Here is a 25814-nt window from a genome sequence, read left to right on the forward strand (position 1 = left end):
TCACCTTCCTTCAGAAGAGCGCGTAGCGCCTACCTTCCTCTACAATTGGTTCCAATCGCTGCTGCTGACAAAACAGATGAAGCGCTTTCCGAAATTCTTCGCCATCCGGTGAATTCAACTGGTGAGCAATCGCTCGAACATAGTTAGCGTCGTTACCACTATCGACCATGATGGGGTGACCAAACAGAACCTCTTCCGCTTGAATTTGGTCGAGATAATGCCGCAGAGATTTTACACTCTTGTGCCCTAACAGCTTTCTCGCGAATTCAAGTACATTATCTACTAGCCAAGCTCGGCCGTTAACAGCTCGTTCCCGTACGTAAATGTCTCTTATGACTTCTTGGCAAAATGCAGCCCTTAATCTATGAAAGGTACCGTCAGCCTCTAATTTTTTAAATATACTATTATAAAAATTACCCATTGCCTCCTGAGATAGAGCGCCGTTTTTATAAGATAGAAAAACGTTGGGCGGAACTTTCTTGTTTCTCTTGAGAAAGCGCGCTTCTATTAATTCTTGACGAGACGTGCATATATAATCAATTAGCTCCCCACAAAGCTCTAGCGGGATTGCGATGGTCGTCCAGCTGCCACCTTTGTTCACAACGTCGCAATAAATGAAGTTCCTTTGGTCATTGCGCATGCGTTGCAGGGTGTGAACTATCAGACGCCTGTTCTCAGGCTGCAAATGATTATCGATGACGGATCTATAATTATCGATTTTTTTGAAAGCGGGCTCATTCTTCAACCCCTTGAGCAAGTTTGGAACGAGTAATCCAGCAATCCCCACACCACGCGATCCACTGTGTCGCGCTAAGCAGCCGATGAGATAATAAGTATGAGCCCGATTGGGGTCTTTTTGTTGAAGTGCCATCGTTAAAATCTCTTCGGATTCCTCCGTCGAGGGCGTACCAGGCCTTCTTCTCGGTTCGATCTTTCCAGGTCTACTGAAGTTTATTTCGGCCTTTGCCAACGATTTCTTTGGTCGAGCTAGCAACTCTTCCCTAATCTCCGCGAGCGTGATTCCACGGAATTTTCTTAATTTTTGCCCACGTTTGTTCTGCCAAAACTCATAAAATCCCACTATGATCCGAAATTTATGTAAGCTGGTTTGTGACCCAACAACACCTGCTTTATTGTTGAAAGCAATGACCGTGCCAGTGCGTTGACCGCCACCGAGCAGAAAACTACGGAGATGCCCCTCGTCTGCATTAAATATGCCCACATTTTTCAGTGTTAAGTAATCGTACCACTGATTTAATATGTACGCTTCTTTCTCTGTCGTGCGCCAAGCATCACCAATTCGAACGGCATTCTCAAGCAAGTAAGCCTGTATAGGAATTACGACCCCTTCATTGTCATTCACTGAACATGGCAGCCTGCCAACTGGTATCCCGTCAATTTGGTAGTCAACCGGTGCCTTGCTTAAACGGGTCGCAGCGCTGTTGCGTTGTGTGCTCATGGAAATGGTAATCTCGACAATGCTTCATTTTCGGGGTCCACCCGCGACAGAGCATCACGGAGTTCCATCACATTCCATATCAGAGCGGTATTCTGATGGATCAATACTGAGTTAAAGTGTTTTAAAGCGCTATCGGGATTCGTGCGCGCCGTCTTCTTCAAATATGTATCGGCCTTCTTTTGTAAGTTCCAATATCGATTGACTAGATCACCGAACACACCGTCGCGTTTTGTTACGTTGTTGCTCTTCCATCGAAAAATACCTTTTTGATCGTCTTCCCACGCTGCTAGCATAGCTAAGCTCGTTGGCCAGAATTGCTGATCTCGAACACCATTTTTTTGCCAACAACTTAACACCCGAGACATTTCTTCGATTTTTCGTTCGAATGAAGCACGCGTCGTAGCCGTCTTTTCTGCTCCGTAAAGTCGCTTAGCTTGCATTATAACCATCCGACCGGTGAGTGGATATTAATTCCAAACGCTCTCTGACTATTTCCGACTGAATGACATTTGAATGAGCGAGCGCCAACTCTGCTTCTTGGACGTCACTTTCCCATCTAGGAGCCATGGTTGGTAAAGCTGCTCTAAGTGGACAAACCAAGCACCCAGTATCCTCCGCATAAGCAAAGTCAGGCCCCATGGCTTCACTGCTCGACACGCCAGTTAGCTCGCGCCGAAGCTCCAGACATCGGGACGCACACCTCTGAGAGGTAATTTCATTTGATCCAGATCCCCACCCACATAAACTATGCCCTTCTGGATGGACTTGCAGGGAAGTCGTTTTCGCAAGCGCTGTCAGCGCTTTATCGAATGACGGCGAACTCGTTTGTCCACCTGTGATCTGTAGTTCCGGTAAATACCTTTTCTTAAGTTCTTCGACCTGCGCAGTTATGCGTTTACCAAGCGCGCCATCAAGCTTATCCCCTTTTGCGACGCCGCTTAGTACCCATAGGACGAAAGCCGACCTGCTCGATTCGAGATCAGATTTTCGTTCTCCTGTTCTCTCACGCGCCGCTGCCGCGAGCTTCTCGTCGCGCATGCGAAGGCCCTCTGCCGCCTCCAACTCGATGTAACCCCGTGTTGTTTCAGGATTGAAATGTCGGTAATGATATGTAAGCGCCGTGAGATTTGGAAACGCGTACCGCCAGAAATAGGTTACACCGAAAAGTTTCCTGAACTGATGAGGACGAAATTTCCATGCAGTTCCGTCCTCGAGCAGAGGCGTTTGAAAATAATCGTCTACGACCGACATTAATCGGTTTGTGTTAAACGACACATTCCTTTTCGTGATTGGGCAGCGAAACTTATATAGAATCTGTGATTCTCTGTTTCCAAGAGCCCGTATTTTCAAAACTATTTCCACCGCTCTGACTACGGATTCAGGGATAGGAATGCGTTGAGTACGCTTCAGATTTTTGGAGATTCTGCAGTTAAGCCAAGGTTGCCCCGCTTCATCCCGAGAAACGCAGTCCATTCTACTCATTGTGATTTCATTATCACGACGCGCTGAAAAAGCGGCGGTGATTATTCTCGCGGCCATGGGCAGAATTTTAAATAGAAGCTGACGCAACGTGGCCTTGTTTTGTGTTTTTCCTTTGCGAAGATGATAGTACTCTGATATCTCTGGAAAACCTAAAGAGGATAGGCGTTTGTTACACTCAACAAGAAGATCCTTGTTCTTCAAATCCCCATCTTTATTTACCCCGTGACCGACAAGATCGATAAGCTTTAAGGTAACGTGGTCCAATAAGATCTTTAGTGAGGAATTTATAAGGAAGCTTACTTGATACGCTGGGGCGTCTGGTGTTCGACGCGGCTCGCGGAAATGCTTCTGGCAGTACTCTGAAATTTCGCGGGCTGTTTTGAAAGCTCTATGCCCGATGGGGTCATGAGAGAGATGACTTCTTAAACGCCAAAGCTGAAACCAAATCGCGTAGCGTTTGGCTGCTGCTGTACTAACAACATTCTCCTCGCTCAATAAAGGTAGCTCTCGGCTCCTCGAATAGCGGGTGTACGGTATTCCCTCGCTTTTAAAGTACTGTTCTAGATAGTTGCGTGCATTTGGTGTTAGGGACGCTCCGCTGCCAACTCCAAGTAGCTTTGCAATTTCACCTATAGCAGCATCCCCCCTGCGGTCCGTAGCTATTTCAATAGCATTACTTTTGACCGCTAATAGAAGTGAACGTACTCGACTTTCGAGCTTTAACAGCCCTTCACGTCCGCTTCGCTTAAATGAGCTATCGTATTCATTGAACCAAACTGGACTCAGAGAATTATTATTCAATACCCCTCTGTCGGTACGCCACCGAACAAAATCAATATAGTGATTGAATTCAACAGACAAAGTGTCTTTTGAGCTTACCCATCCCACGGGTTTTTGTTTTAAAGCTAATATAATGAATTTTTTTATTGTAATTAGATCTTTTTCAAAATCAAAATCGGTAAGGGATTTCATGTTCGGCCACGGAGTGATCGGTTGATTAAAATCCAAAATCATCAGGCTTTCAGAGTCTGTTTCACCCAATTTTATAGCCCATAGATTATCTAAAAGAGTACCTCCTTCAAGCCAGTATGGTCTCGGAAGTGCTCCAATAATCTCGTCATGGAGCGGAAGAAATTGCATCTGTCTGCGTGACTTGATTACCATAAGAGTGGCGTCCTTAACTGCCCAGCTAGAAGTTTTTTCTCAACGTCATTACAAACCTTCGAAAACTGGAGACGAAAGCGGCTCTGCTCTAAACGTTCACAATAGCCTTCAACTATTGCCATCCACGGTAGCCACTTCCGCACAAATCGCTGGGGGTTAGTATTGACCATGAGTAAGCACTGCTCGCGAAGAGCGCGTCGAGCTAGGTCCAAATTCGTCATAGATGAAATCGAAACTGAAAACTCCTGAGCGGCATCGGACAAGTTTTCTGCAGAACCGACTTTTATTTTTGACCGCCGCTGAAGAACGCGAGTAGATAAAGCGGCTAAACCGTTGGCGATACCCAGCTGCGCTCGACGAAAAAGTTCCGCCTGCGGAATTCCGAGAAACCTTGCCGCAGCGTCTATATCTTGAACGCTCACTGCTTCCCAAGCTTCAATGAAAGCTCTTATTTTACTTTCTAGAAGCGATCTGACGGCCCCTTCGCTCAGATACTGAAAAGTAGTTTTAGTGCTCAAATGGCCCATCAGTGCTCGGTCGACAGCGATATCTGGATCTCCGTCCTCGCCTTTCAAATTGCGGACGGCGGTACGAATGTGTCGACGCTGGATTCGCAGCCCACCAAACATCTCGTTCTTTTTTTGGCGCTCTAGGAAGGCAGGCCACCGCTCGCTCGACATGGAAACTAACGAAGTTTCTACCTTAGTGGCCCCTGGTTTGCGCCACACCCAAAGACGTTCCATTGCTGGTCCTGCTTCACTTCTCATGGAGTGAGTTAGCATCTTCCACATGTTTATAATCATCACACCGGAGGGGCGATCCGGCACGGTTTTAGTCGCCAGGTATAACTCTCTCTCTGAGAGATCTTCTCTTAAAGATCCTGGAACAACTCTACCGTTGCTCCTATTTTTAATGAGATGAAGACTACGAACTTTTATCTTTCCTCGCTGAGGACCACCTGAAAAGCAGTCAAAAGCAATGTCATCAACTGGCTGGCAGTTCGCTCCTAGGTCAATTAATATTATATGATAAGCCGCGTTAAGGCTTTTAATGGTAGCCTCATAATAAGGTTGCGCTTCGTCATACCTAATTACACTTCTCATAAAAAGATCAGCTTTGCGAGAAATGCATCTCTTCTCTATTGAGCTTCTCTTATATATTTTTAAAGCCATTCCTAGAATTTGACTTCTATTAAATTTTATTTCCCTTTGTACAATTTTATCTCTAATTTTTTGATCCGTATAATTTCTTAACACCGATTCAAAATCTGAAACATCCGGTATTGAGGGATCCCTCATTAACCGGCTGCCTTCTTCATAAAGATCGATATTTTCCTTTAGCTCCAACCAAAGGCACTTTCGTATTTCCTCTAGCATTTCTCGGTTGCAAATAGAGAATTTATTAGCTGCATCCGACAAACTTGCGCCCGACACATCGAGGCGACCTGCTTCAAACTTAACGGTGGCCAAGCATTTCGAAGCTGCGCCAAACTCCTCTCTGATCCGACGACCTTCGAGCTCAACTTCTGGAATTAAGCCCTGCGATGACAGCCATCTAAGTGCACAACGTAGACTCTCAAACTTTTTATTCCGACTTTCTGGCGTTCCATTTTCAATAAAAGAATGATCGCGGAGATCGAGTATCGATGCAGCCATCTCTTCTAAGATCGCCCCCCATTCTTTAATGCTCGGAGTCCAGCTCTCTCTATCGCGAAACCCGCCTAAAATCAGACCACAAGGTGTATCTGGCTCGACTGCTCCTTTTCGGGCAATCAGAATAAAAGCCTTGCGGGCTGCTTTAAAATAATTGTCTGATGTCGCTCCGGACCGAAAAGATGCAGATTTTCTCCACGCGGTCTCGAATCTTCTGCAAAAACCTTCCCCATACAAGGGAACCAGTGCTGTGAGATGATACGAATGGCGATGCCCTTCGATGCTAAACGAGTATTTTAAGGGAACGGCCCTCGCCATGTCGTTAAATGGAGCATCGATGCGCTCACTTTCAGGCTCCATCACCTGCATCTTACCGCGACATCGTTCCTTGCGAATATTTTCGTAATTAACCTCCAAATCTCTCATCCTTTTATTTCATAATTCCCATTATTAGTATTTAAATAAAGGAATTGGATGATTTGATAATTATTTTCCTTTAAATAAGGCTATATTTAAAGGAAAAATATTATTTAATCATTATTTACATTATTAATACTCCTTCATATTCTCTAGAATCACTATTAGATGATCCTATACATTACATCAACTGTCAATAGACGTGATATAATCTTAAGTTAGGTTGAACGAAACTGATTTGGATTCCTCTGACCGCGCAGATCATCATCGGCGAACGCACCAATCCTCCCCTTCTACGCTAGAGGGGAGCAACGCGCGAATATCGAACAATATGAATAAAGGGGTTAGTTAGGGAGCTGACCGGTTCGCGCTTTAACGCTGCGAGCCAGCAGAGCGATCTTTATCAGCAGAAGTTTTTTTTACAACTACACGGTGCACATTGTTGAGTGCTACAATGGATATCAATATTCAGATGCTTTACGGAATAATATCAAGCAATTTCCAATAGTTGCTCAACTGGATACAGTTCACGATATGGCAGAAGGATTCCTTCTTTCGGCAGATCAGCCGGAGCCAGATTGACCGTGACACGCTTGGTCGGCATGGAAAGGCCGGAAGCATGAAGTGCGGCCTGTACACGTTCCCGGCTTTCGGCAACCGCTTTGTCGGGCAGGCCGACAATCGAAAATATTAGCTTTCCCTATTGGTATTTTGGGTGATTAACTTCCTATAGTTTGATTAAGAAACAAACGGAGATTAGAATTATTACAATTCTATTAACTGCAACCCTTAGCGTTTGTCACCGACGTACTTTCTCTTGGGCTTGTAACGGCATACAGGAAAATTTGAACAGGATCGAAACTCACCGTAACGACCGGTCCTCATAATCAAAGCTCCCTGTTTACAGGACGGGCATCTCTCTTCTTGGACGGCCCTCCCATCGAGGGTGGTGATTGCCACGGCCCCTTCTTTCTGGAGTTCCCTTAAGAAGGTCGAGCAATTCCCTTGCACAGTAAACATAGCCACACCACATCGAGCACGGGTCAACGCTACATAAAACAGGCGTCGTTCTTCGCTTTCGGGATAATCATCTCCTGCTGGCATAGCTAATGTCAAAACCGGATCATCTGCCCGATTGTTTGGGAAACTCCGGCCCCGTGAAGTACTAACCATCTCAGGTAGGATGATATAATCAGCCTCGCTCCCCTTGGAACGATGAATTGTAAGAAACGACACGTCTAAGTAGCGTTCGAAGCGAGACTTACGCGTCGGCATATATTGCCGGTCGGCGTTGTAGCGGCCCAAGATATAGACTGATATCTTCCCGTTCGCGCTAGATTTTATGGTGCCGTTTCGAACCCTCTCAACTAGTTGCTCCAAATAACGGGTGATTGCATCGGCAAGCTTTTCTTTGCTGTCCACCTGCAAGGTCTGAAGTACCGGTCCCCCGGTGGGCTTAATAGATCGCACCACCTTATGAATTTGGGCCGGATTTTTGGAAACAAACCTGCTTGATATATCACATAGCTCTTGAGGGCAGCGAAATGTCTGCTCCAGCTTGAGCAGTTGCCCATGACCAAACCAGTCTTGAAATCCCGTCATTACTGATACGTCGGCTCCAGCGAACCGATTGATGGATTGCCAGTCATCGCCAACGGCAAAGAAAAATCGATTGGATTTTTGCACTAAAGCCCGGCACAGGCGCGCTCGTGCCCGTGAGGCATCTTGGAATTCATCTGCCATCACCAGTTCGTAATTTTCCTCGACCTGCCCCTTTTCAAGATACTCTGCTGCAAGATTGAGCATATCCTCAAAATCGATGCCGCCCCCTGCAACCAACGCTGCATCCCACGCGTTCAGGATGGGGGCAACAATATCCAGAAACATCCAATAGCGGAGTTTAAAGGTATCTCCGGACATCGCGTCCAATCGCTCCCGCAGGGCCGAAACCGTCAGACTATTACTTTTGGTATGGCTGATAAAAACACGAATAAGGCCTGTGAGTTCTTCGGAGGGCATCGGCTTCTGCCCTCCTTCAGGGATCCTGCGGTCTGGATTCGGATCAAGTTCGACGCCTCGTTTTGCCAATTCTGCCGCCAGATGTTCAAAACCACTGACGCATCTGATCTGATGAGAGGTTGTTTCAATGAATGACGTACCACGCTCAACATGCAGTTTGCGTTTCCATTCCACCCCGGACAAGTAATCCTTGAAGTGCGGCGGTGCATTTCCCTGCGCATCGAGCGCAAAATGCTCATGGTACAGCTCAATATCGGGATAGTAAAAATCTGGGCGGTATTGGCGGTGGGTAGCGTCAGCGGTGTCGAATTCGTAGACTCCCTCAAACACATAGCTTACACCATTATAGAAAAGCCAGTTTGCGATCATCGCCTCTTCTTGGCTGCGAACTCTCGTCCCATCCGCCGTAAGGATCAGCCCGTTACCCTGTTCGTCCCAAACGTCGACCGATCCAGATAAGCCAAACTTAGGCAAATCCTGAGCATATACGAAACGAAAGAGGTCCCACTGCTCTCGGAAGGCAACTGAACTATCCTTGAGCCGATCAATCAATTCGGCCAACTTGCGTAGACCACTAGCTGTATCGATAGCCCAATCCGGGATGTCCGGTTTTTTTCCTGTAGCCTTCCCTATGATCCGAAGGCCGAGGGCATGAAACGTTGAAGCCTCAACGGATATTCCATCCATACCAAGTCGTTCGAATGACTTAGCGGCTCGCTCCTTCAGTTCCTCTGCTGCCTGTTTGTTGAATGCCAGGAGGACAATGCGGTCTGACGGCGCATACCCTCTATGAATGGCGTACGCGGCTTTTGCCACCATGGTTGATGTCTTGCCTGACCCCGCCGATGCCACTACCAGCACGCGGTTATCGAAGCATATCACTGCGCGGGCTTGGTCTTCAGTCAGCGGCTTGCTTTCCACCCGACCGAACAGGTGCTTGCAGGCTTCCAGCTCATTCTCAGTGTGGAGCGCATTCATTGCTGCCCAAAAGGGACGGTGATCGATTTCCCAAAGGGTTAAAGACAACTCTAGTGTAGTCAGTGCTTGCTTTCCAAGCCTCTCTTGAACACCGAAATCCTTAATATACTTTCGGAAGGCACGATCATTGATCGTAGGACGAGCCTCTTCAATCGCGATCTGCACCTCATGCGTTAACCACCTGTGTTGATGTTCGGCCTCAGTCTCCCGCTCTCTTTTTTCCCGAAGCCATTCAGAAATTAGCTTTTGTTCCCCTTGAAGGAATTTCACCTTTTCACGGATGCGAACCTCATAAAGAATGTGATCCAATGCAGCAATCAGTGTCTTGCTTTGGGTATTTGGCAAGCCACCAACTTCCAGAGCGCCAAACTGACCTGAATTTAAGGTGATAGATGTCCAAAATAGGCCTGATCTCACCTGATAAGAATTTTCGTCCTCAATAGAGACGCTGTATGAGTGGCCATCTAATGTTAGCGACAGCTCAAGTTCGTGCTGGATTAAACTCCAGTCACGCGCTCCTGTGAAACGTCGCCCCCACCAAGACGGCTCCCATTTATTACTCATCTAAGATTTACACTTTTAATATGCAGCTAATTTTTATGGTCCCGCTCTATCGTATGCCTTGCAGTTCTAGTCGCGGAACCAACTCAGAAGTATAAGTTCATCGCTCAGAAATTTGAACCAGATTTCCCTGAATATTTAGCGCACAACACCACATATAACATCAACATCGTGGTCGGCGACCATTTCATATAGTTTAGGCGACCGTTTCATATAGTTTACAGTGATGTTTTATCCGCTGTAAGCCTATGAAAGGCAATTCATGATTCGCAACATGTGTTCAACTCTCAAAAGTGGGCAACCGCTCTATCAAACACTACGTCGCTTGTGGGGATCACTGTCTAGGCTGATGCGGGAGTCCCGTAGCTAGGAGCACCCCAATAAGGTTTAATTGTCAATGTTCATCCAAAGCAGCCCCCCTCTGGGGCAATATTGCATGGCGATTAACGCCGATGTGTTTTTTTGCAATTGAATGTCCTATAGGCAGCGACTAATCGCATAGGCTCGCTCCAATCGCCCTTACTCGGAGGATTTATGCCCTCAGTAACCAGTCTTGAACTACCATTGCCAAGAAACTGGCAAGATTTCGAAACCATCGTTCGCGACGCGATGGCACAAAGATGGAAAAGCTCTACGCTTCAAAAGAATGGTCGAACGGGTCAACCGCAACAAGGGGTCGACATCTTAGGGCCGGATGAAATCGGCAGGCCAATCGGTATCCAATGCAAGCGCGTTAAAAAGTTGGGTACCAGTGATGTTCTCGAGGAGATTGAAAAAGCCGATAAATTCGAAGGGCAGCTTGTCACCTTGTTTATTGCCACGACTGCGGAACATGATGCCAAACTACAGCAGCAGGTGCGCAACCTATCCGACCAGCGAGTTGCACAGGGCCGGTTTTCAGTCTCGCTTCTTTATTGGGATGAGATCGTCGCTGGTCTGATACTAAATCCTGAGGTCTTTAACGCTCACTATCCACAGATGAAGTTGGAGACTGCAAAACCTGGCCGAGAGCGACTGATTGCCGCCTTGGAACTTGGTTACTACGGTGCAGACCTCTGGGCGTCTATCGAGTTGATTCTCGGAGAATTCGGTTGGATTGCACAGGTCGATCCAGACAGTATCTTAGCCACTATCAGAATATTAGAGCGCCGAACTGCACAGCTGCTCCCGCCAACTGACGCCGATAAAATCGCCCCTATGCTGGCGGAAGTTCACGACGGATGCGTTCTCGCAAAGGAGAAGACACCTGATTGGCGTGCGATGGAAGTGAAAGCGAAGCGGTTTTCGTCGCGGATACAGGCTGCTACGTCGCTCTTGCCGCTGGCGGAATCGAATTTACTGGAACTAAGCCTTATGCTTGGCCGAATAAATCAATATTGTGACGATCTGCCTTCGTCTGAAACCATACAAACCGTTCGTGACAAGGTTAGTGGTGTCCTGCCGACCGCAAGCGCCGATGCTATTAAAAAGGGCTTTTCTAACGCTAAGAAGGCCTCCTCTGGTTACCAATGGTCACAGAAAATCTTCAGTCTTCTAAACCATGAGTTGCGATATAAAATGTAACATCGACGATTGAAGTCGGTATAGGCGCTTGGTGAAATAATATTAATTAGCCCATATATCGACATGCCCATCTTGCCCGGTGCAACCATGACCTGCACATCGACAGGCACAGCTTCTATGCCCTGAAACGCAACTGTTCCTACTCGCGCGACCATGAGCCCCCACTCGGTATTTTACACACCTCTAACGTGAGTTTGTGCTTGTATACAACCAAAGGATTTAAGCATTTCTCGTACGAGAGAGCAAGCTTCGCAGATGCTGGCCTACTGGCTAAATCGGTCGCCAGCATTGAGCTTTCTGACTTGATTGTTATGCATATATGAATGCATACTTCATATAAGAACTGTGGAGGAAAAAATGTCTAACGTTGCGCCAACGGTCGGAGTCTCTTCGACAATGCCGACCGATATGCCGCCAGAACATGCCAGGTTACCGGTATGGAACGCCGAAAACTGGTTCTATGAGGATTGGCCAGTCGGGCAGAAGATCAGATCGTTGCGACGCACAATATCGGAAGGCGACAGCCATCAGTTCAATCTGCTGGTTACCGATATTCACCCTTACGTTCAGGATGAAATGTTCGCGCGCAGCGAAGGAATATTCGGACGAAGGCTGATTGCAGGCGCATTTGTCTTTTCCGCGGGCCTTGGCCTGGTGGCCACCAACTGCGTAAATGCGTTTTCTTATGGCTATGACAAACTGCGTTTCATCAAACCGGTCTTCATAGGAGATACGATTTATGCAGTGCGCACGAATATGGAAAAAACGCCGCGCTACAAGGAACTTGGCCTAATCCGTGCAAGCTATGAGATCTTCAAAGGCGAGGGAGAACTCGTCCTTTATTGCGAACATCTGCAAACGGTAAAATATAAAAACCCGGCTGATTTTATCGGCAAGACGGAAAAATAGCGGAATCGCGTCCGCAACGGACGCGATTCTCTTTCAAACGAAGGCTTAAAGCCCGATTTTTTACTTACGCTTGGCTTCAACCGCGTCCCAGAACAGGGCCGCAATATTGGTGCCGTCGAAGCGTTCGATTTCCCGAATGCCGGTTGGCGAGGTTACATTGATCTCGGTCATATAATCGCCAATCACGTCGATACCAACGAGGATGAAGCCGCGCTCTTTCAGCGACGGGCCGATGCGCGCGCAGATTTCCTGCTCACGTGCAGTCAGCTTGCTCTGTTCTGCACGACCGCCAACATGCATGTTGGAACGCGCATCGGTTTCCGAAGGCACACGATTGATTGCGCCGACCGGCTCACCATCAATCAGAATGATACGCTTGTCACCTGAGCGCACATCTTTGAGATAACGCTGCGCGATGAACGGTTCTTTGAACAGCTGTCCGAACATTTCGAGCAACGAGGTCAGATTGCGATCGCCATCAGCCAGATGGAACACGCCCGCACCACCATTGCCGTAAAGTGGCTTTAAGATGATATCGCCAAACTCGCGGCGAAACTCTAGAACCTCCTGCGGGTCCTTGGTAATCAGCGTTTCGGGCATCAGGTCCGGAAATTCGGTGACGAAAATCTTTTCCGGGCTGTTGCGAACCCATGCCGGGTCGTTCACCACCAGCGTCTTTGGATGGATACGCTCCAGAAGATGCGTAGTGGTTATATAGTTCATGTCGAACGGCGGGTCCTGACGCAGCAGAACCACATCCATTTCTGAAAGATCGCGGCGCACCGGCTCACCCAGCGTGTAGTGATCGCCCTTGATGTCACGCAGTTCCAGTTTTTCAACGCGAGCTGAAACAATACCATCGCGCATCGAAAGCCGGTCTGGTGTGTAATGATACAGCTCATGGCCGCGCTTCTGCGCTTCAAGTGACAGAGCAAAAGTGGTGTCACCCGTAATATTGACCGTGCTGATATGGTCCATCTGGACCGCAACTTTTAGCGACATGATTTCCTCGCGATTCTCAGTTGCCGGAACTTAGCGCATCGGCCCTAAAATCGGAATCAATTTTAGGAAAGCACGATGCGTAGATAAAATGCGTTGAGAGCGCCGATCTGATCAAATCAGATCGAAACGCGCTCTAAAGCGAATTTTGCAGACGACATAGCCGTTTCCGATCATGCAGGTTTCATAGACGCTTCATGAACACGCGCAGATTTTTGCAACTGGATTGCTGCTTGTCTGTTGATTATGCTGTTAACGCCAGAGCTGGACCAAAGCCGGGAGAGAAAAGTGACCGCAGTCAAAACAACATTCTTTGCTGATCATGTCACCGAACTGGGTGAAGGCCCGGGTTATGATCCGCTTACCGGTCAGTGCTGGTGGTTCGATATTCTCGGTCAAAGGTTGATCGAGAGAGACGACAGCGGTGAAGTTCGCACGCATGATCTTGGCATGAAAGCCAGTGCGCTTGCGGTTATTGATCGTGAGCGGCAGTTGATTGTCAGCGAGCACGGACTTTTTGTGCGCGAGCGTGCCAATGGGCGTCTCACACTGCATCATCCGCTCGAAGCCGATAATGCCATCACCCGCTCCAACGATGCACGTGTGCACCCGTCCGGCTCCTTCTGGATCGGCACCATGGGCAAGAAGGCCGAGAAGGGTGCCGGCTCGATCTGGTGGTATCGTGAAGGCCATGTGAAAAAACTGTTCTCTGGTATCACGATCACCAACTCAATCTGCTTTTCGCGGGATGGCAAGATCACTTATTTTGCCGATACCGACCGCAATATCATATGGCGGGTCGATACCGACCCCGAAACCGGCCTGCCGGTCTCTGAAAAAAGCGTTTTCCATCATCGTGTCGAAGATGGTGGCGTTGATGGCTCGGTGGTCGATGCGGAAGGCACCTTGTGGAATGCATGCTGGGGCGGCAGCGCCCTTAACGCTTATTCGTCGCAGGGGCGGCTCTTACGTTCGATCAAGCTACCCGTTACCCAGCCAACCTGCCCGGCTTTCATCGGTGCAGACGCCTCTGTCTTGATTGTCACCAGCGCGCACGAAGGCATGAATGAAAATGCCCGCAATGCAGATCCGCATGCGGGCAAGGTCATATTGCTTGATCTGTCTGTCTCCGGTCGTCACGACCCGCCAGTAAGATTATAATCAGGCGACGCCTTCAACGATGACGATTTCGCCGTCCGCTACGGTTTGGCGGATGGCTTTTGCGGCCTGATATTCGGACGAATTGTAGCAGTCGAGCGCGTGCTGCATAGACTCAAATTCGATGATGACATTGCGGGCACGCCCCGGCCCTTCAACGGCCTCAGCCTTGCCGCCACGTGCAATAAACTTTGCACCATAGCGCTCAAAAGCAGGCTTGGCGGTAGAAACGTAATCTTTGTAACGCTCCGTATCGCGAGCATCCACACGGGCGATCCAATAGGCTTTGGTCATATCATCCTCCTCTTTCAGCCAACCGAGCGCATTTCTTCCAGAATGGCAAGGGCTGAAGCCTTGCGATCAGCGGCGCCGACAATTGGCCGCGCAACGACAAGGTGGCTTGCGCCAGCTTTGAGAGCATCTGCGGGCGTCATCACGCGCTTCTGGTCGCCCATCTCGCTGCCTGCCGGACGAATACCCGGCGTAACAACTGCCATATCGGGACCGATTGCCTGACGGATGGCATAAGCTTCAGCGGCAGAAGCCACAATGCCGCCCATGCCCGCCTCACGCGCCTGCTCTGCGCGCTTGAGCACCAGTGCTTCCGGCGTATCGGAATAACCTGCTTCCTTCAGATCAGCATCATCCATCGAGGTCAGCACCGTCACGCCAAGCAGGCAGAGATCTGAGCCTCTCGCTGCTTGAACAGCCGCGCGCATGGCTTTCGGATAGGCGTGCAGGGTGAGCATGGAAACGCCCATCTTCGCGACATTCTCCACGCCCTTGGCGATGGTGTTATCGATGTCGAGGAGCTTCATGTCGAGGAAAACTTTTTTCTTGGCCGCAATCAGGCTCTTTGCAAAATCGAGACCACCTGCAAACACCAGCTGATAGCCAATCTTGTAGAACGTGACAGCATCGCCCAGTTCTTCGACCACTTTTTCCGCTTCAGCAACGGTTGGCACGTCGAGGCCCACGATCAGCCGATCACGCAAATCTGTCGTCGTCATGCTATTCTCCGATATGATTTTTAGTTTATTCGCACAACAGGGCGCGGTACGAAAGATACCGCGCCCTGAAATTGTCAGATAGAAACTAAATTTAACGTCCTGGATTGACCGAGTGCTTGATAAGGCTGGCGCAAACAGCGCTCAGCATTTTGGCGTGGCGCTCGTTCTTGAGCGTGCCGTCATCATTGAAAGCGTCAGCTGCACCACCGACCGAGCACTGCTCGCTGACGATCTGCGTGCCCACATTCATCAGAACGGCGCGTAGATGATAAAGCCCACGCATACCAGCAAAAGCGCCGTTTGACGTCGAACAAAGGCCGACCGTCAAACCCGCATAAGGCCTGAACGGCTTGTCACCATCTCTGGAAATACGGCTGGCCCAATCAACCGTGTTTTTAAGCAGCGGCGGAATTGACGCATTATATTCCGGCGAACAGATCATCAGCCCGTCATGTGCTGCAAAGAGACGGCCAAGCTTCATGGCGTTGTCAGGAATGCCTTCTTCAGCTTCCAGATCCTCATTCATAATCGGAAGCTGAAAATCGGCCAGCGAGATATGTGTTACGCTTGCACCCTGAGCTACCAGTTCCCCGGCGGCTGCATCTGCCATATGGCCTGAGAACGCCCCCTTGCGGATAGAGCCCGCAAAAATCAGGATCTTTGCCGTCATCAGATTACTTAACTCCGTATGGGATCAAACGAGCGGGCTGCGATAGACCCAGAGCTGCGCAGGAGGGACATTGCGCACAACGAAATCATAATGCTGCACAATGTAATTGCCCTTGCCTGCCGGAACCGGCGGGCGCGGACCATAAGTAATCTGTATCAGAGGACGACCACGCGGCATACGGGACAACAGGCTTTCCATAAGCTGAATGCGGCTTTCCATCGGAAAGTTCAGCATGGGAACAGCGGAAACGATGCTGTCGAATTTCTGATCTTTCATATCGCCAAGCGCCAGATCGAGATCGAACACATCTCCCTGAATGATGTTCACATCGGGAAAAGCCCGGTCAAGATGCTCCACGAAATCCGGTGAATATTCGACCGAATAGAGATCGGCTGGCTTCACACCATGGGCTAGAATGGCTTTGGTGATCACACCTGTGCCCGGTCCGAGCTCTAGAACTGGCAGACCTGATTTCGTGTCGATGACGCTCGCCATGCGTCGCGCCGTGATGGAACTTGTCGGCAATATCGCTCCGACCGCCTTTGGTCCGTCTATCCAACCTTTGAAAAAACGGATTTCTTCATCGAACTTAGCGGCCAGTTTCCTGCCGAGCTGTCCTGCCATTCTTCACTGCTCCCATTGTCGTTATCAGACAAGTTTATGCCGCATTGGAGTATTTAGGCAAGGCGACATTAAGGAAAGCGTAAAAAAAGGGAGCCAAACGGCTCCCTTTTCTTCACTCACCTATACCTTCGAAAAACTCCTTCATCCGGGAGAAGAAGCCTGCCGATTTCGGACTGTTCTCCTTGGACGAGAGTTGTTCAAATTCCTCAAGTAATTCGCGCTGACGTTTGGACAGGTTTTGCGGTGTCTCAATATCGATCTGGATATAGAGATCGCCCACTGCCTGCTGGCGTAAAACCGGCATGCCTTTGCCCTTGAGGCGGAACTGCTTGGCGTTCTGGGTACCTTCAGGCACCTTCACACGCGTCTGGGTGCTATCAAGCGTGGAGACTTCAAAATCTCCGCCCAGCGCTGCTGTCGTCATCGAGATCGGCACTTTGCAGTAAAGATCAGCACCATCGCGCTGGAAAAACTCATGCGGTTTGACCGACAGGAAGATGTAAAGATCACCCGATGGACCACCGCGCGTTCCAGCTTCGCCTTCGCCTGCGAGACGAATACGGGTGCCATCTTCGATACCGGCCGGAATGTTGACCGAGAGCGAACGCTCCTGTGTCACTCGGCCCTGACCGTGACACTTGCCGCAAGGGTCCTTGATGATCTGGCCGCGACCGTTACAGGTTGGGCAAGTGCGCTCTACAGAGAAGAAGCCCTGCGCGGCACGTACACGGCCCGAACCCGAACACATGGTGCAAGTGGTCGGCTGTGACCCGGCCTTGGCGCCAGACCCTGAGCATTCGTCACAGGTGATGGATGTCGGCACGCGAATCTGTGCGGCCTTGCCGGAATAGGCTTCCTCAAGCGTGACTTCCATATTGTAGCGCAGATCGGCGCCGCGTTCGCGTCCACCATTGGAGCGACGACGACCGCCGCCCATCATCTCGCCAAAAATATCTTCGAAAATATCGGCAAAGCCACCGGCTCCACCGAAACCGCCGCCACCACCACCAAAGCCATTGCCCATGCCGCCATTTTCAAAGGCTGCGTGACCGAAACGGTCATAGGCTGCGCGCTTTTGCGGATCTTTCAGCGTTTCATAAGCTTCACCGATTTCCTTGAACTTGCGTTCTGCATCCGGATTGTTCGGATTGCGATCCGGATGGTATTCCATGGCGAGCTTGCGAAAGGCGGTTTTGAGCACCTTATCGTCTGCAGTTCGCTCCACACCCAGAGCTTCGTAATAATCGATCTTCATAGTTCGTTATCCCGACGGCTGGATCGCATCCTTTTTCCGGATTGCGTCTCCACGGTCCCATTTTGCGCAAAGCGGCCTCTATATGACCTGTCTGCTGGACTGTTTTTTATTTTTGTCCGTCCGGTGCAACCGTCCCGAAAGGCCGCAAAAGCCCGGGAATGACCCGGGCTTAAGCTTTACGGACAAGGCTTACGACTTTTTCTTGTCGTCGTCGATTTCTTCGTAATCGGCGTCAACGACATCGTCGTTGGAAGAAGCCTGCTCGCCACCTTCAGCGCCTGCATCTTCGGCAGCCTGAGCTGCTTCATACATAGCCTGACCAAGCTTCATGGAAGCTTCGGCAAGAACCTGCGTCTTCGCCTTGATATCTTCAGCATCGTCGCCTTCAAGCGAGGTCTTCAGCGCTGCGATTGCGCCTTCGATTGCCTGCTTGTCTTCAGCCGAAACCTTGTCACCATATTCCTTCAACGACTTTTCAGACGAATGAAGCAGGCTTTCACCCTGGTTCTTGGCTTCAACCGCATCGCGGCGCTGCTTGTCGGCTTCAGCATTTGCTTCAGCGTCCTTGACCATCTTTTCGATGTCAGCGTCCGAAAGACCACCCGATGCCTGAATGCGGATCTGGTGTTCCTTGCCGGTGCCCTTGTCCTTTGCAGACACATTCACAATACCGTTGGCATCGATGTCGAAGGTGACTTCGATCTGTGGAACGCCACGCGGTGCCGGCGGAATGCCAACGAGGTCGAACTGGCCGAGGATCTTGTTGTCAGCTGCCATTTCACGCTCGCCCTGGAAGACGCGGATCGTCACTGCCGACTGATTGTCTTCAGCCGTCGAGAAGGTCTGCGACTTCTTGGTCGGGATCGTCGTGTTGCGTTCGATCAAGCGGGTGAATACGCCACCGAGCGTTTCAATGCCGAGCGAAAGCGGGGTCACGTCGAGCAGCAGAACGTCCTTGACGTCGCCCTGCAGAACGCCGCCCTGAATGGCCGCACCCATGGCAACAACTTCGTCAGGGTTTACGCCCTTGTGTGGTTCCTTGCCGAAGAAAGCCTTAACGACTTCCTGGATCTTCGGCATACGGGTCATACCGCCAACCAGAACCACTTCGTCAATGTCGCCAGCCTTCAGGCCCGCATCGCGAAGAGCTGCCTTGCATGGCTCGACCGTGCGCTGAACGAGGTCGTCGACGAGGCTTTCAAACTTCGAACGCGAAAGCTTGATTGCAAGGTGCTTAGGACCGGTCTGGTCGGCCGTGATGAACGGCAGGTTGATTTCGGTCTGCTGAGCAGCGGAAAGCTCAATCTTGGCCTTTTCGGCAGCTTCCTTGAGGCGCTGCAGAGCAAGCTTGTCTTTCTTAAGATCGATGCCCTGTTCTTTCTTGAACTCGGCAACCAGATACTCGACCAGACGCATGTCGAAGTCTTCACCGCCGAGGAACGTGTCACCGTTGGTGGACTTTACTTCAAACACGCCGTCGCCGATTTCAAGAACCGAAACGTCGAACGTGCCGCCGCCAAGATCGTAAACAGCGATGGTCTTGCCTTCGCTCTTATCGAGACCGTAAGCAAGTGCTGCAGCCGTTGGCTCGTTGATGATACGCAGAACTTCAAGACCAGCGATCTTGCCGGCATCCTTGGTTGCCTGACGCTGAGCATCATTGAAGTATGCCGGAACCGTAATAACAGCCTGCGTCACGGTTTCGCCGAGATATGATTCAGCGGTTTCCTTCATCTTCTGAAGGATCATCGCGGAAACCTGCGATGGGGAATACTTCTTGCCGTGGGTTTCTACCCATGCGTCACCATTGTCACCCTTGACGATCTTGTAAGGAACGAGATCCTTGTCCTTGGTGACCATTGGGTCATCAAAGCGGCGACCAATCAGACGCTTGACGGCAAACAGGGTGCCTTCAGGATTAGTGACAGCCTGACGCTTCGCAGGCTGGCCAGCGAGGCGCTCGTCACTATCGCTGAAAGCGATGATCGAAGGCGTTGTGCGAGCACCTTCAGCATTTTCGATGACCTTCGCGCTTTTTCCGTCCATGACGGCAACGCAGGAGTTGGTCGTTCCCAGATCGATACCAATAACTTTAGCCATATTTCTCTCCATTCAGCAAACCGCCAGGACCTCTACCGAGCGTTCCATAAGCGGCTCCTATCGATTTCACAATGCTTGCTTCAAGGTTGCGGTACGGAAGATCACCATTGACCAACCGGGCCTGTCATCAAAGCCTCGTGCGTGGCGTATATAAGAAAGGCTGTTTTTCACTGCAAGTCACAAGCTGTGTGAGAGCGAAAGATTCCTGCCTGTCAAAATTTACGGTTCTCTTAGACGTTTACGAAACCGTTGCTTTTACCCGCCATATAAATCGCATCGATGAATTTCTGATTTGCCTTCGAGTTTTCCAAAGAAAACAGCATCACGCCTTCGCCCTTCGTGGCCCGCACGAAGTTTTCAGCCTGAAGCTGGTAGTGGTTTGTATCGGAGAACGACCATTCAGTCGCCTCCGTATGTCCTGCATTATAGAGCGTAATGCGGCCATGGCCATATTTGCCGGTGTTGAATGGCGCGTGAACCTCAATAAATCCCTTATCGCCGTGGAAAACCATGGTTTGGCGACCAGCGAGCTGGGTTGCAACATAGAAGCTCAAGTCAAAGCCATCGAATCGCGCAGATACATTCGCATAGCGATCAGTGCCGAACCTCGGATCGAACTCGACCGAAGCCTGAACCGAGAGCGGCTCTTTTTCCGTTACCATCCGCGTGACCACCGTCGGATACACGCCAATATCGGGCAGCGCACCGCCACCGAGTTCCGGCTGATTGCGCATATTGCCCGGATCGTCGTTGAAATAGCTGAATGCGCCCTGCACGTGGCGCAATCTCCCAATGGCACCTTCCGCGAGAAGATAGCGAAGCTTGATCCATTGCGGGTGGTAATAGACCATAAAAGCTTCTGCGATTATGACCTTGTGTTTGTCGCGTGCCGCAATCAGCTGATCAATATCGTCGGCTTTCAAAGCAATCGGCTTTTCACAAAGCACATGCTTGCCAGCCTGAGCCGCCTTCAATGTCCATTCGATATGCTGCGAAGTTGGCAACGGGATATAAACGCCATCCACTTCTTCACTTGCCAGCAGCTCTTCATAGGAACCGAAGGCGAGCGGCGCGCCAAAACGGTCAGCAACAGCGCGAGCGCGTGCATGATCGCGGCTGGCAATCGCATGAACCACACCATTATCGGAAGCACACAGCGCCGGAATGACCTGCGTGACGCCAATCTTGGCGGTGGAAAGAATACCCCAACGAAACATGCTATTCCCTTATCTATATCGGCTTCAACCTTGTTCGCCCCAGCACTGAACAATCAGTTCGGGCCAGTGTTCCAACGCGCGACGAGCCTTGATGTCATATGTTTCGCGGTTATCGATGGCACGATTGGGCCGAATACGAAACGAAAAAATATCATCAAACCCAAAAGGAGCGTGAATAGTGAGCCTGCCGTCATTTTCCAGACGGACACCCACGCAATGCGCGATAGCTGCATAACGCTCTATCGATTCGGATGCGCAACGAAGCGGCATATAGGGCTTATTGAAACGCTTTTCGAACCATAGATGTACGCGAGCCTGATTGCGTATTTCGACAGGCAAAGGGAAACCTGCAAAGACTGACGCACCCGCCTGAATGACCTTATCCTCAGCTTCCCACGAAATATCCCGATCATCGAAATATGCGACGTCGATATCTTTGATACCATAGCCATGGGCGCGTCCAGTCAAAGCGTTCCACACAGAATTATAGAGCGCTCCCGATACAAGCCACCAATCGGAAAGGTTGAGACTGCGCACACGATGTAGCGCATCCCAAAGCACGGGATCAGCTTGGATGAGCCTGCTGAAATGCTCCTTCTTTGCCTTTTCAGAAAGGCCTGAGTAACGAAGAGGGTCCAATCTCACGCCCCAAGAAAGCGGTGCTGCATCTCATAAGATCCGCGAAAGAAATCAATGAATGCGCGCAAGGCAGGCCGCATCTGGCGGCGGCTTGGATAATAGAGATAAAGCCCGGCAAAAGGCTGGCACCAGTCTTCAAGCACTCTGACAAGCCGAGCGTCTTTCAATGCCTCGCGGACATGGTCCTCAAATAGATAGGCAAGACCGGCACCGTTAAGAATAGCGTCGAGAATCAGTCTGTCATCGTTAAGGATGAGCGAGCCGTTGATGGCAATTTCCAGTTCCTCACCCGCTTTTTCAAACTCCCAGCGATATATGCGGCCACTGGCAAAGCGATGACGCACGCAACGATGCTGCATCAAATCGTTGGGATGCTTGGGAATAGGTGCAGTTGCTAGATAGGAAGGCGACGCGACGATTGCTGCCCGCAGATCACTGGTCAGACGTGCGCAGACCATATCCGCTTCAAGACTTTCACCGAGCCGCATGCCTGCATCAAAGCCCGCCGATACAATATCGGTAAAAGCGCTTTCGACTGTCAGATCAAGGGTAATATCCGGATAGGCTTCAGCGAACGCTCCAAGCCGCGGTGCAATGACAAACTGCGCCGCAATATGCGGCAGCGTGATTCTCAGCGTTCCTGCAGGGCGCTCACGCGCTTCTATCGCCGCCCCGAGAGCCTGATGAATTTCCTCAAGCGCGGGCGCAAGTCGCTCCAGCAATTGGCGTCCGGCATCGGTGGGCGCCACGCTGCGCGTGGTGCGCGACAAAAGCCGGATACCAAGGCTATCTTCGAGAGCTGCAACGGCATGGCTGACAGCCGATGGCGCAATCGACAATTCTCTCGCCGCACCACGAAAACTGCCATGGGCTGCAACAGCGGCCAGAACTGCAAGTTGGGAAAGCTGATTTCGATTCATTGTTCTAAAATATAGAATAACCCGTGAAAATAAATCGGTATTATCGAACACGGATTCTGGGCGTAGTTTCTGCCTCACCGGAAACCCCGCAATTGCATTCCCCTTACGCACCTCTTGCCTCTCGGGGTTTCCGCGCTTTGTTCTGCATACATGTGCAGACATTCGAATTTCAGAACTCGTCCCGAAAGGAATACCGATGAAAACGCGCAAGCTTGGCCAGGAACTGACTGTGTCCGCAATCGGCCTTGGCTGCATGGGCATGAGCTATGCCTATGGCGGACAAGAAGAACAGGATGCCATTCGTACACTGCACCGTGCTTTTGATCTGGGCATCACATTCTTCGATACGGCTGAAGTTTATGGCCCCTATGAGAATGAGAAGCTCTTGGGCAAGGCGCTCAAGCCTTTCCGCGATAAAGTAACCATTGCCACGAAATTCGGCTTCAAAATCGAAGACGGCAAGCCGGTTGGTGTGGACAGCCGCCCCGAAAATATCCGTGCCGTGGCCGAAGCTTCTTTGAAGCGCCTCGGTATTGAAACAATTGATCTCTTTTATCAGCATCGCGTCGATCCAAACGTTCCCATCGAGGATGTAATCGGCACGATGAAGGACCTGATCAATGAAGGCAAAATTCGCACGATCGGCCTTTCCGAAGCGGGCGGAAAGACGATCCGCCGTGCGCATGCAGTTCACCCGATTGCCGCTCTCCAGAACGAATATTCACTCTGGACGCGTGATCCTGAACAGGAGGTTTTGGCACTCTGTGCCGAGCTTGGTATAGGCTTCGTACCCTATAGCCCGCTTGGTCGCGGCATGTTGACGGGACAGGTGCGTTCGCAATCCGATCTGGCAGAGGATGATTTCCGCAAGACGCTTCCGCGCTTCCAGCCGGGCAATCTTGAAGCCAACAACAAACAGGTCGATCTGATTGCCGAGATTGCACGTGGAAAGCAGGTGACTCCGGCCCAGCTGGCACTCGCCTGGGTACTCAATCAGGGCGATTACATCGTTCCTATTCCCGGGGCTCGCAAGATTAACCATCTGGAAGACAATGCGGAAGCAACCAACGTGACATTGACCACCGAAGAGCTTGACCGGCTCAACACGCTTTTCGATTCTGAGAAAATTGCAGGCAAACGTTATACCGATGCCTCGCTCGCCATGACCGGGCTCTGATTGTTCGAACTAGAATTCTAATTGACCTCGAGAGGCGGAATCATCTCCGCCTCTCTTTACTGACCGACTTCAATGGCCTTCTCTCTGAGAACACACGCATATTCATGCGAACATCTCCGCAAAGTAGAAGACTCTAATAAAGCTTGTCTTTCTTGCTTCCGCATGCTCTTTGCCCGCCATGCAAACAGGAACCATAACGAAAGTGCTTGGCATATTTGCCATCGCCGCCGCTGTCATTGCTTGCTTCTCCCTTGCGGGAGTGGGCCTGATGTATGGAATCTACGGCGTCATCTTCATTGATGGTGTCGCAAGCATTTTTGTTCTCATGGTTTGTTCTGCGATATTCTGGTTCACCAAAGTTGACTGGCGAAAGCCGGAAGCTACGGCAATCATGATTTCTTTCATGTCGTTCGTCGGCATGTGTTTGGATAGCCGTGGCAATCCAATCTACAACCAACCGTTCGCCTGGCTTTTGGGAAGCCGCGGCAGCCACCTTCAAATCAAAGAAATCGTCACACATGGCGGCGGCAGTACCGGCGTGAATTATGAGTTTCAGATCATCAATCTTTATGGCGCGAACGAGCGCACAATCAGTGGCTGGTTCGTTATGCCACTCCGCTTCGTCGAATATCTGATCGTGCTTTCAATCGCCGCGACAATCATCACTGTCATAAGGAATCGTTCCGGGCGTAATTGGCTCCCAGACAATGCCCGCGAATAAAATGCGCCCGCGAATAAATGGGCCCTCAAACAAATGGGCCAAAGAACCGCAGGGCCTGCGAATAGTCGGAGGGGGACATAACGTCCGGCTTTTAAAGTAAATATGCTGAAGACAATTTGCAGTTTTTAGAATGTGCTCAAAGAGGGAAAATCATATGAAACGCTTCTCGCCTCGTGCGATCCTGTTCACACTTCTGGCAGTCATTTTGCCAGTAGCAGCCTTTGCGCAATCTGCTGAAGAGGCTGATCCGAATGCTGCGATTGACAAGATGAACGCCTATGTTTCGCTTCTTAACCGAACCATTCGCGCCTCGGAATCGCTTGACCGCTACGACAGCTGGGTCGACATGAAGAAGGGCCCAACCGGCAAGGAACGCAACGTTTACGGTCTTTACTCGCTCTATGATGTACGCAGCGAGATCGAAGCGGCTGAAGCAGCCACCACGGCAGAGCCTAAATTGCCTGCTCTCGATGAGGCAATGGTGAGCTATATTGCGATCTATCAGAAGCTTGCACCCGTGATCGAGAAGGCCAGCAAGTATTACGACCGCAAGGACTACAAGTCCGACAAATATGCCGGTGCCAAGGAATTCCACAAGCAGATCGCAGAATATGCGCCGGAATTCACCAAGGAGCGCAAGCGTGTCGATGCATTGCTGAGCGAAGAAAAGAGTAAGGTCGATCTGGCCGAGCTTGATGCGCTTGAAAAGGCAGAGGGCAAAAAAGCCAGCTGGCATGTCCGCAATGTCATGATCCGCGCCAATGCTCTCGTCGAGTTGCTGCCTGAAAATGAGAAGCCGATTGTCGATATGGAGGCTTTCGGCAAAGCCATGGTTTCCTATGCAACCGCTGTCCGTGAAATGGACGACTATGCGACAGAACATCCAAACTCATTCCACGTCTTTGAATCCCGCCCGGCAAGCCTGCTGGGCAAGCTGCGCGATTTCCAGGAAAAGCTGGAGAAAACAAAAGGTGACGCACGCAAAGGCGGCGCCGCTTCCGATCTGCAGTGGATCGTGAATGATTACAACACGATGGTCTCGACATCACAGAGCGCGACGATGTTCTCAAAGGACTAAGAGACTCTCGAAATTAAAAGCCGGGGCATCAACCCCGGCTTT

At 50.4% G+C, this 25814-nt stretch carries 22 protein-coding genes and 2 pseudogenes; 6 read left to right on the forward strand and 18 right to left on the reverse strand.

All coding sequences use genetic code 11. From position 1 onward, the window contains the following. Nucleotides 1-10: 10 nt before the first annotated feature. The 6 genes and pseudogenes from QBD00_RS05375 to QBD00_RS05400 form a co-directional block, all read right to left on the reverse strand. The gene (locus QBD00_RS05375; RefSeq protein WP_318578844.1) at nucleotides 11-1459 is read right to left on the reverse strand and encodes a hypothetical protein; all 1449 of its coding nucleotides are present in this window, start codon (nucleotides 1457-1459) and stop codon (nucleotides 11-13) included. Then, the gene (locus QBD00_RS05380; RefSeq protein WP_318578845.1) at nucleotides 1456-1899 is read right to left on the reverse strand and encodes a hypothetical protein; all 444 of its coding nucleotides are present in this window, start codon (nucleotides 1897-1899) and stop codon (nucleotides 1456-1458) included. Before QBD00_RS05380 ends, QBD00_RS05375 begins: the two co-directional genes overlap by 4 nt. Next, the gene (locus QBD00_RS05385; protein WP_318578846.1) at nucleotides 1889-4105 is read right to left on the reverse strand and encodes a hypothetical protein; all 2217 of its coding nucleotides are present in this window, start codon (nucleotides 4103-4105) and stop codon (nucleotides 1889-1891) included. The genes QBD00_RS05380 and QBD00_RS05385 overlap by 11 nt, the downstream gene beginning before the upstream one ends. Then, on the reverse strand, nucleotides 4099-6174 hold the full coding sequence (locus QBD00_RS05390; RefSeq protein ID WP_318578847.1) for a hypothetical protein: 2076 nt from the start codon (nucleotides 6172-6174) through the stop codon (nucleotides 4099-4101). The genes QBD00_RS05385 and QBD00_RS05390 overlap by 7 nt, the downstream gene beginning before the upstream one ends. A 547-nt stretch (nucleotides 6175-6721) precedes the next feature. Continuing rightward, nucleotides 6722-6874, reverse strand: a pseudogene (locus QBD00_RS05395) (magnesium chelatase domain-containing protein); the annotation flags it as partial. Nucleotides 6875-6963: 89 nt separating this feature from the next. Then, nucleotides 6964-9735, reverse strand: a complete 2772-nt coding sequence (locus QBD00_RS05400) for a UvrD-helicase domain-containing protein (RefSeq protein ID WP_318578848.1) — start codon at nucleotides 9733-9735, stop codon at nucleotides 6964-6966. 531 nt (nucleotides 9736-10266) lie between these two features. On the opposite strand from QBD00_RS05400, the gene QBD00_RS05405 reads away from it, so the two are divergent. Next, entirely contained in the window at nucleotides 10267-11295 is a 1029-nt protein-coding gene (locus tag QBD00_RS05405; protein ID WP_318578849.1) for a hypothetical protein, read from the forward strand. Between the two features lie 47 nt (nucleotides 11296-11342). Here the strand turns inward: QBD00_RS05405 and QBD00_RS05410 are convergent. Next, nucleotides 11343-11450 (reverse strand): annotated as a pseudogene (locus QBD00_RS05410) (ATP-binding protein); the annotation flags it as partial. Nucleotides 11451-11652: 202 nt separating this feature from the next. Here QBD00_RS05410 and QBD00_RS05415 point away from each other — a divergent pair. Beyond that, entirely contained in the window at nucleotides 11653-12204 is a 552-nt protein-coding gene (locus QBD00_RS05415; protein ID WP_151092494.1) for a MaoC family dehydratase, read from the forward strand. A gap of 60 nt (nucleotides 12205-12264) precedes the next feature. On the opposite strand, the gene gshB is transcribed toward QBD00_RS05415, so the two are convergent. Continuing rightward, nucleotides 12265-13206 (reverse strand): glutathione synthase, encoded by a 942-nt coding sequence (gene gshB, locus QBD00_RS05420; RefSeq protein WP_095447768.1) that lies wholly within the window; start codon nucleotides 13204-13206, stop codon nucleotides 12265-12267. A 285-nt stretch (nucleotides 13207-13491) separates the two neighbouring features. On the opposite strand from gshB, the gene QBD00_RS05425 reads away from it, so the two are divergent. Continuing rightward, complete coding sequence (locus QBD00_RS05425) at nucleotides 13492-14364, forward strand: SMP-30/gluconolactonase/LRE family protein (RefSeq protein WP_318578850.1); 873 nt, start codon at nucleotides 13492-13494, stop codon at nucleotides 14362-14364. Here the strand turns inward: QBD00_RS05425 and QBD00_RS05430 are convergent, their stop codons facing one another. The 9 genes from QBD00_RS05430 to QBD00_RS05470 form a co-directional block, all read right to left on the reverse strand. Then, nucleotides 14365-14655, reverse strand: coding sequence for a DUF1330 domain-containing protein (locus QBD00_RS05430; protein ID WP_095447766.1), 291 nt, complete (start codon nucleotides 14653-14655; stop codon nucleotides 14365-14367). 14 nt (nucleotides 14656-14669) lie between these two features. Further along, nucleotides 14670-15371 carry an orotidine-5'-phosphate decarboxylase gene (pyrF, locus tag QBD00_RS05435; RefSeq protein ID WP_318578851.1) on the reverse strand — a complete coding sequence of 234 codons (702 nt, stop codon included), beginning with the start codon at nucleotides 15369-15371 and terminating at the stop codon, nucleotides 14670-14672. Between the two features lie 91 nt (nucleotides 15372-15462). Continuing rightward, the gene (locus tag QBD00_RS05440; RefSeq protein WP_318578852.1) at nucleotides 15463-16041 is read right to left on the reverse strand and encodes an NAD(P)H-dependent oxidoreductase; all 579 of its coding nucleotides are present in this window, start codon (nucleotides 16039-16041) and stop codon (nucleotides 15463-15465) included. A 24-nt stretch (nucleotides 16042-16065) separates the two neighbouring features. Beyond that, nucleotides 16066-16665 (reverse strand): phospholipid N-methyltransferase PmtA, encoded by a 600-nt coding sequence (pmtA, locus tag QBD00_RS05445; RefSeq protein WP_095447763.1) that lies wholly within the window; start codon nucleotides 16663-16665, stop codon nucleotides 16066-16068. A gap of 112 nt (nucleotides 16666-16777) precedes the next feature. Then, complete coding sequence (dnaJ, locus tag QBD00_RS05450) at nucleotides 16778-17920, reverse strand: molecular chaperone DnaJ (RefSeq protein WP_095447762.1); 1143 nt, start codon at nucleotides 17918-17920, stop codon at nucleotides 16778-16780. 189 nt (nucleotides 17921-18109) lie between these two features. Continuing rightward, nucleotides 18110-20020: a molecular chaperone DnaK gene (gene dnaK / locus QBD00_RS05455; RefSeq protein WP_095447761.1), complete on the reverse strand. Its 1911-nt coding sequence runs from the start codon at nucleotides 20018-20020 to the stop codon at nucleotides 18110-18112. A gap of 230 nt (nucleotides 20021-20250) precedes the next feature. Beyond that, nucleotides 20251-21237, reverse strand: a complete 987-nt coding sequence (locus tag QBD00_RS05460) for a Gfo/Idh/MocA family protein (RefSeq protein WP_151092488.1) — start codon at nucleotides 21235-21237, stop codon at nucleotides 20251-20253. Nucleotides 21238-21261: 24 nt separating this feature from the next. Further along, nucleotides 21262-21876, reverse strand: coding sequence for a nucleotidyltransferase family protein (locus QBD00_RS05465; RefSeq protein WP_318578853.1), 615 nt, complete (start codon nucleotides 21874-21876; stop codon nucleotides 21262-21264). Between the two features lie 2 nt (nucleotides 21877-21878). After that, nucleotides 21879-22796: a LysR family transcriptional regulator gene (locus QBD00_RS05470; protein ID WP_095447758.1), complete on the reverse strand. Its 918-nt coding sequence runs from the start codon at nucleotides 22794-22796 to the stop codon at nucleotides 21879-21881. A gap of 196 nt (nucleotides 22797-22992) precedes the next feature. Between QBD00_RS05470 and QBD00_RS05475 the strand changes: the two genes are divergently transcribed. Continuing rightward, the gene (locus QBD00_RS05475) at nucleotides 22993-23973 is read left to right on the forward strand and encodes an aldo/keto reductase (protein ID WP_318578854.1); all 981 of its coding nucleotides are present in this window, start codon (nucleotides 22993-22995) and stop codon (nucleotides 23971-23973) included. A 102-nt stretch (nucleotides 23974-24075) separates the two neighbouring features. Here QBD00_RS05475 and QBD00_RS05480 read toward each other — a convergent pair whose 3' ends face one another. Beyond that, complete coding sequence (locus QBD00_RS05480) at nucleotides 24076-24210, reverse strand: hypothetical protein (RefSeq protein WP_264230453.1); 135 nt, start codon at nucleotides 24208-24210, stop codon at nucleotides 24076-24078. Nucleotides 24211-24241: 31 nt separating this feature from the next. Between QBD00_RS05480 and QBD00_RS05485 the strand changes: the two genes are divergently transcribed. Both QBD00_RS05485 and QBD00_RS05490 read left to right on the forward strand, forming a co-directional pair. Next, nucleotides 24242-24694 (forward strand): hypothetical protein, encoded by a 453-nt coding sequence (locus tag QBD00_RS05485; RefSeq protein ID WP_318578855.1) that lies wholly within the window; start codon nucleotides 24242-24244, stop codon nucleotides 24692-24694. A gap of 154 nt (nucleotides 24695-24848) precedes the next feature. Then, nucleotides 24849-25772: a YiiG family protein gene (locus QBD00_RS05490; protein ID WP_318578856.1), complete on the forward strand. Its 924-nt coding sequence runs from the start codon at nucleotides 24849-24851 to the stop codon at nucleotides 25770-25772. The last annotated feature ends 42 nt before the right edge of the window (nucleotides 25773-25814 follow it).

The organism is Ochrobactrum sp. AN78 (assembly GCF_029909885.1).
GTDB lineage: Bacteria > Pseudomonadota > Alphaproteobacteria > Rhizobiales > Rhizobiaceae > Brucella > Brucella quorumnocens.

Excerpts from the sequence above, each read along its gene's own strand:
- QBD00_RS05375 (WP_318578844.1), bottom strand. The coding sequence starts at position 1,459 with ATGAGCACACAACGCAACAGCGCTGCGACCCGTTTAAGCAAGGCACCG.
- QBD00_RS05380 (WP_318578845.1), bottom strand. The coding sequence starts at position 1,899 with ATGCAAGCTAAGCGACTTTACGGAGCAGAAAAGACGGCTACGACGCGT.
- QBD00_RS05385 (WP_318578846.1), bottom strand. The coding sequence starts at position 4,105 with ATGGTAATCAAGTCACGCAGACAGATGCAATTTCTTCCGCTCCATGAC.
- QBD00_RS05400 (WP_318578848.1), bottom strand. The coding sequence starts at position 9,735 with ATGAGTAATAAATGGGAGCCGTCTTGGTGGGGGCGACGTTTCACAGGA.
- QBD00_RS05405 (WP_318578849.1), top strand. The coding sequence starts at position 10,267 with ATGCCCTCAGTAACCAGTCTTGAACTACCATTGCCAAGAAACTGGCAA.
- QBD00_RS05415 (WP_151092494.1), top strand. The coding sequence starts at position 11,653 with ATGTCTAACGTTGCGCCAACGGTCGGAGTCTCTTCGACAATGCCGACC.
- gshB (WP_095447768.1), bottom strand. The coding sequence starts at position 13,206 with ATGTCGCTAAAAGTTGCGGTCCAGATGGACCATATCAGCACGGTCAAT.
- QBD00_RS05430 (WP_095447766.1), bottom strand. The coding sequence starts at position 14,655 with ATGACCAAAGCCTATTGGATCGCCCGTGTGGATGCTCGCGATACGGAG.
- pyrF (WP_318578851.1), bottom strand. The coding sequence starts at position 15,371 with ATGACGACGACAGATTTGCGTGATCGGCTGATCGTGGGCCTCGACGTG.
- QBD00_RS05440 (WP_318578852.1), bottom strand. The coding sequence starts at position 16,041 with ATGACGGCAAAGATCCTGATTTTTGCGGGCTCTATCCGCAAGGGGGCG.
- pmtA (WP_095447763.1), bottom strand. The coding sequence starts at position 16,665 with ATGGCAGGACAGCTCGGCAGGAAACTGGCCGCTAAGTTCGATGAAGAA.
- dnaJ (WP_095447762.1), bottom strand. The coding sequence starts at position 17,920 with ATGAAGATCGATTATTACGAAGCTCTGGGTGTGGAGCGAACTGCAGAC.
- dnaK (WP_095447761.1), bottom strand. The coding sequence starts at position 20,020 with ATGGCTAAAGTTATTGGTATCGATCTGGGAACGACCAACTCCTGCGTT.
- QBD00_RS05460 (WP_151092488.1), bottom strand. The coding sequence starts at position 21,237 with ATGTTTCGTTGGGGTATTCTTTCCACCGCCAAGATTGGCGTCACGCAG.
- QBD00_RS05470 (WP_095447758.1), bottom strand. The coding sequence starts at position 22,796 with ATGAATCGAAATCAGCTTTCCCAACTTGCAGTTCTGGCCGCTGTTGCA.
- QBD00_RS05475 (WP_318578854.1), top strand. The coding sequence starts at position 22,993 with ATGAAAACGCGCAAGCTTGGCCAGGAACTGACTGTGTCCGCAATCGGC.
- QBD00_RS05480 (WP_264230453.1), bottom strand. The coding sequence starts at position 24,210 with ATGACAGCGGCGGCGATGGCAAATATGCCAAGCACTTTCGTTATGGTT.
- QBD00_RS05485 (WP_318578855.1), top strand. The coding sequence starts at position 24,242 with ATGTATGGAATCTACGGCGTCATCTTCATTGATGGTGTCGCAAGCATT.
- QBD00_RS05490 (WP_318578856.1), top strand. The coding sequence starts at position 24,849 with ATGAAACGCTTCTCGCCTCGTGCGATCCTGTTCACACTTCTGGCAGTC.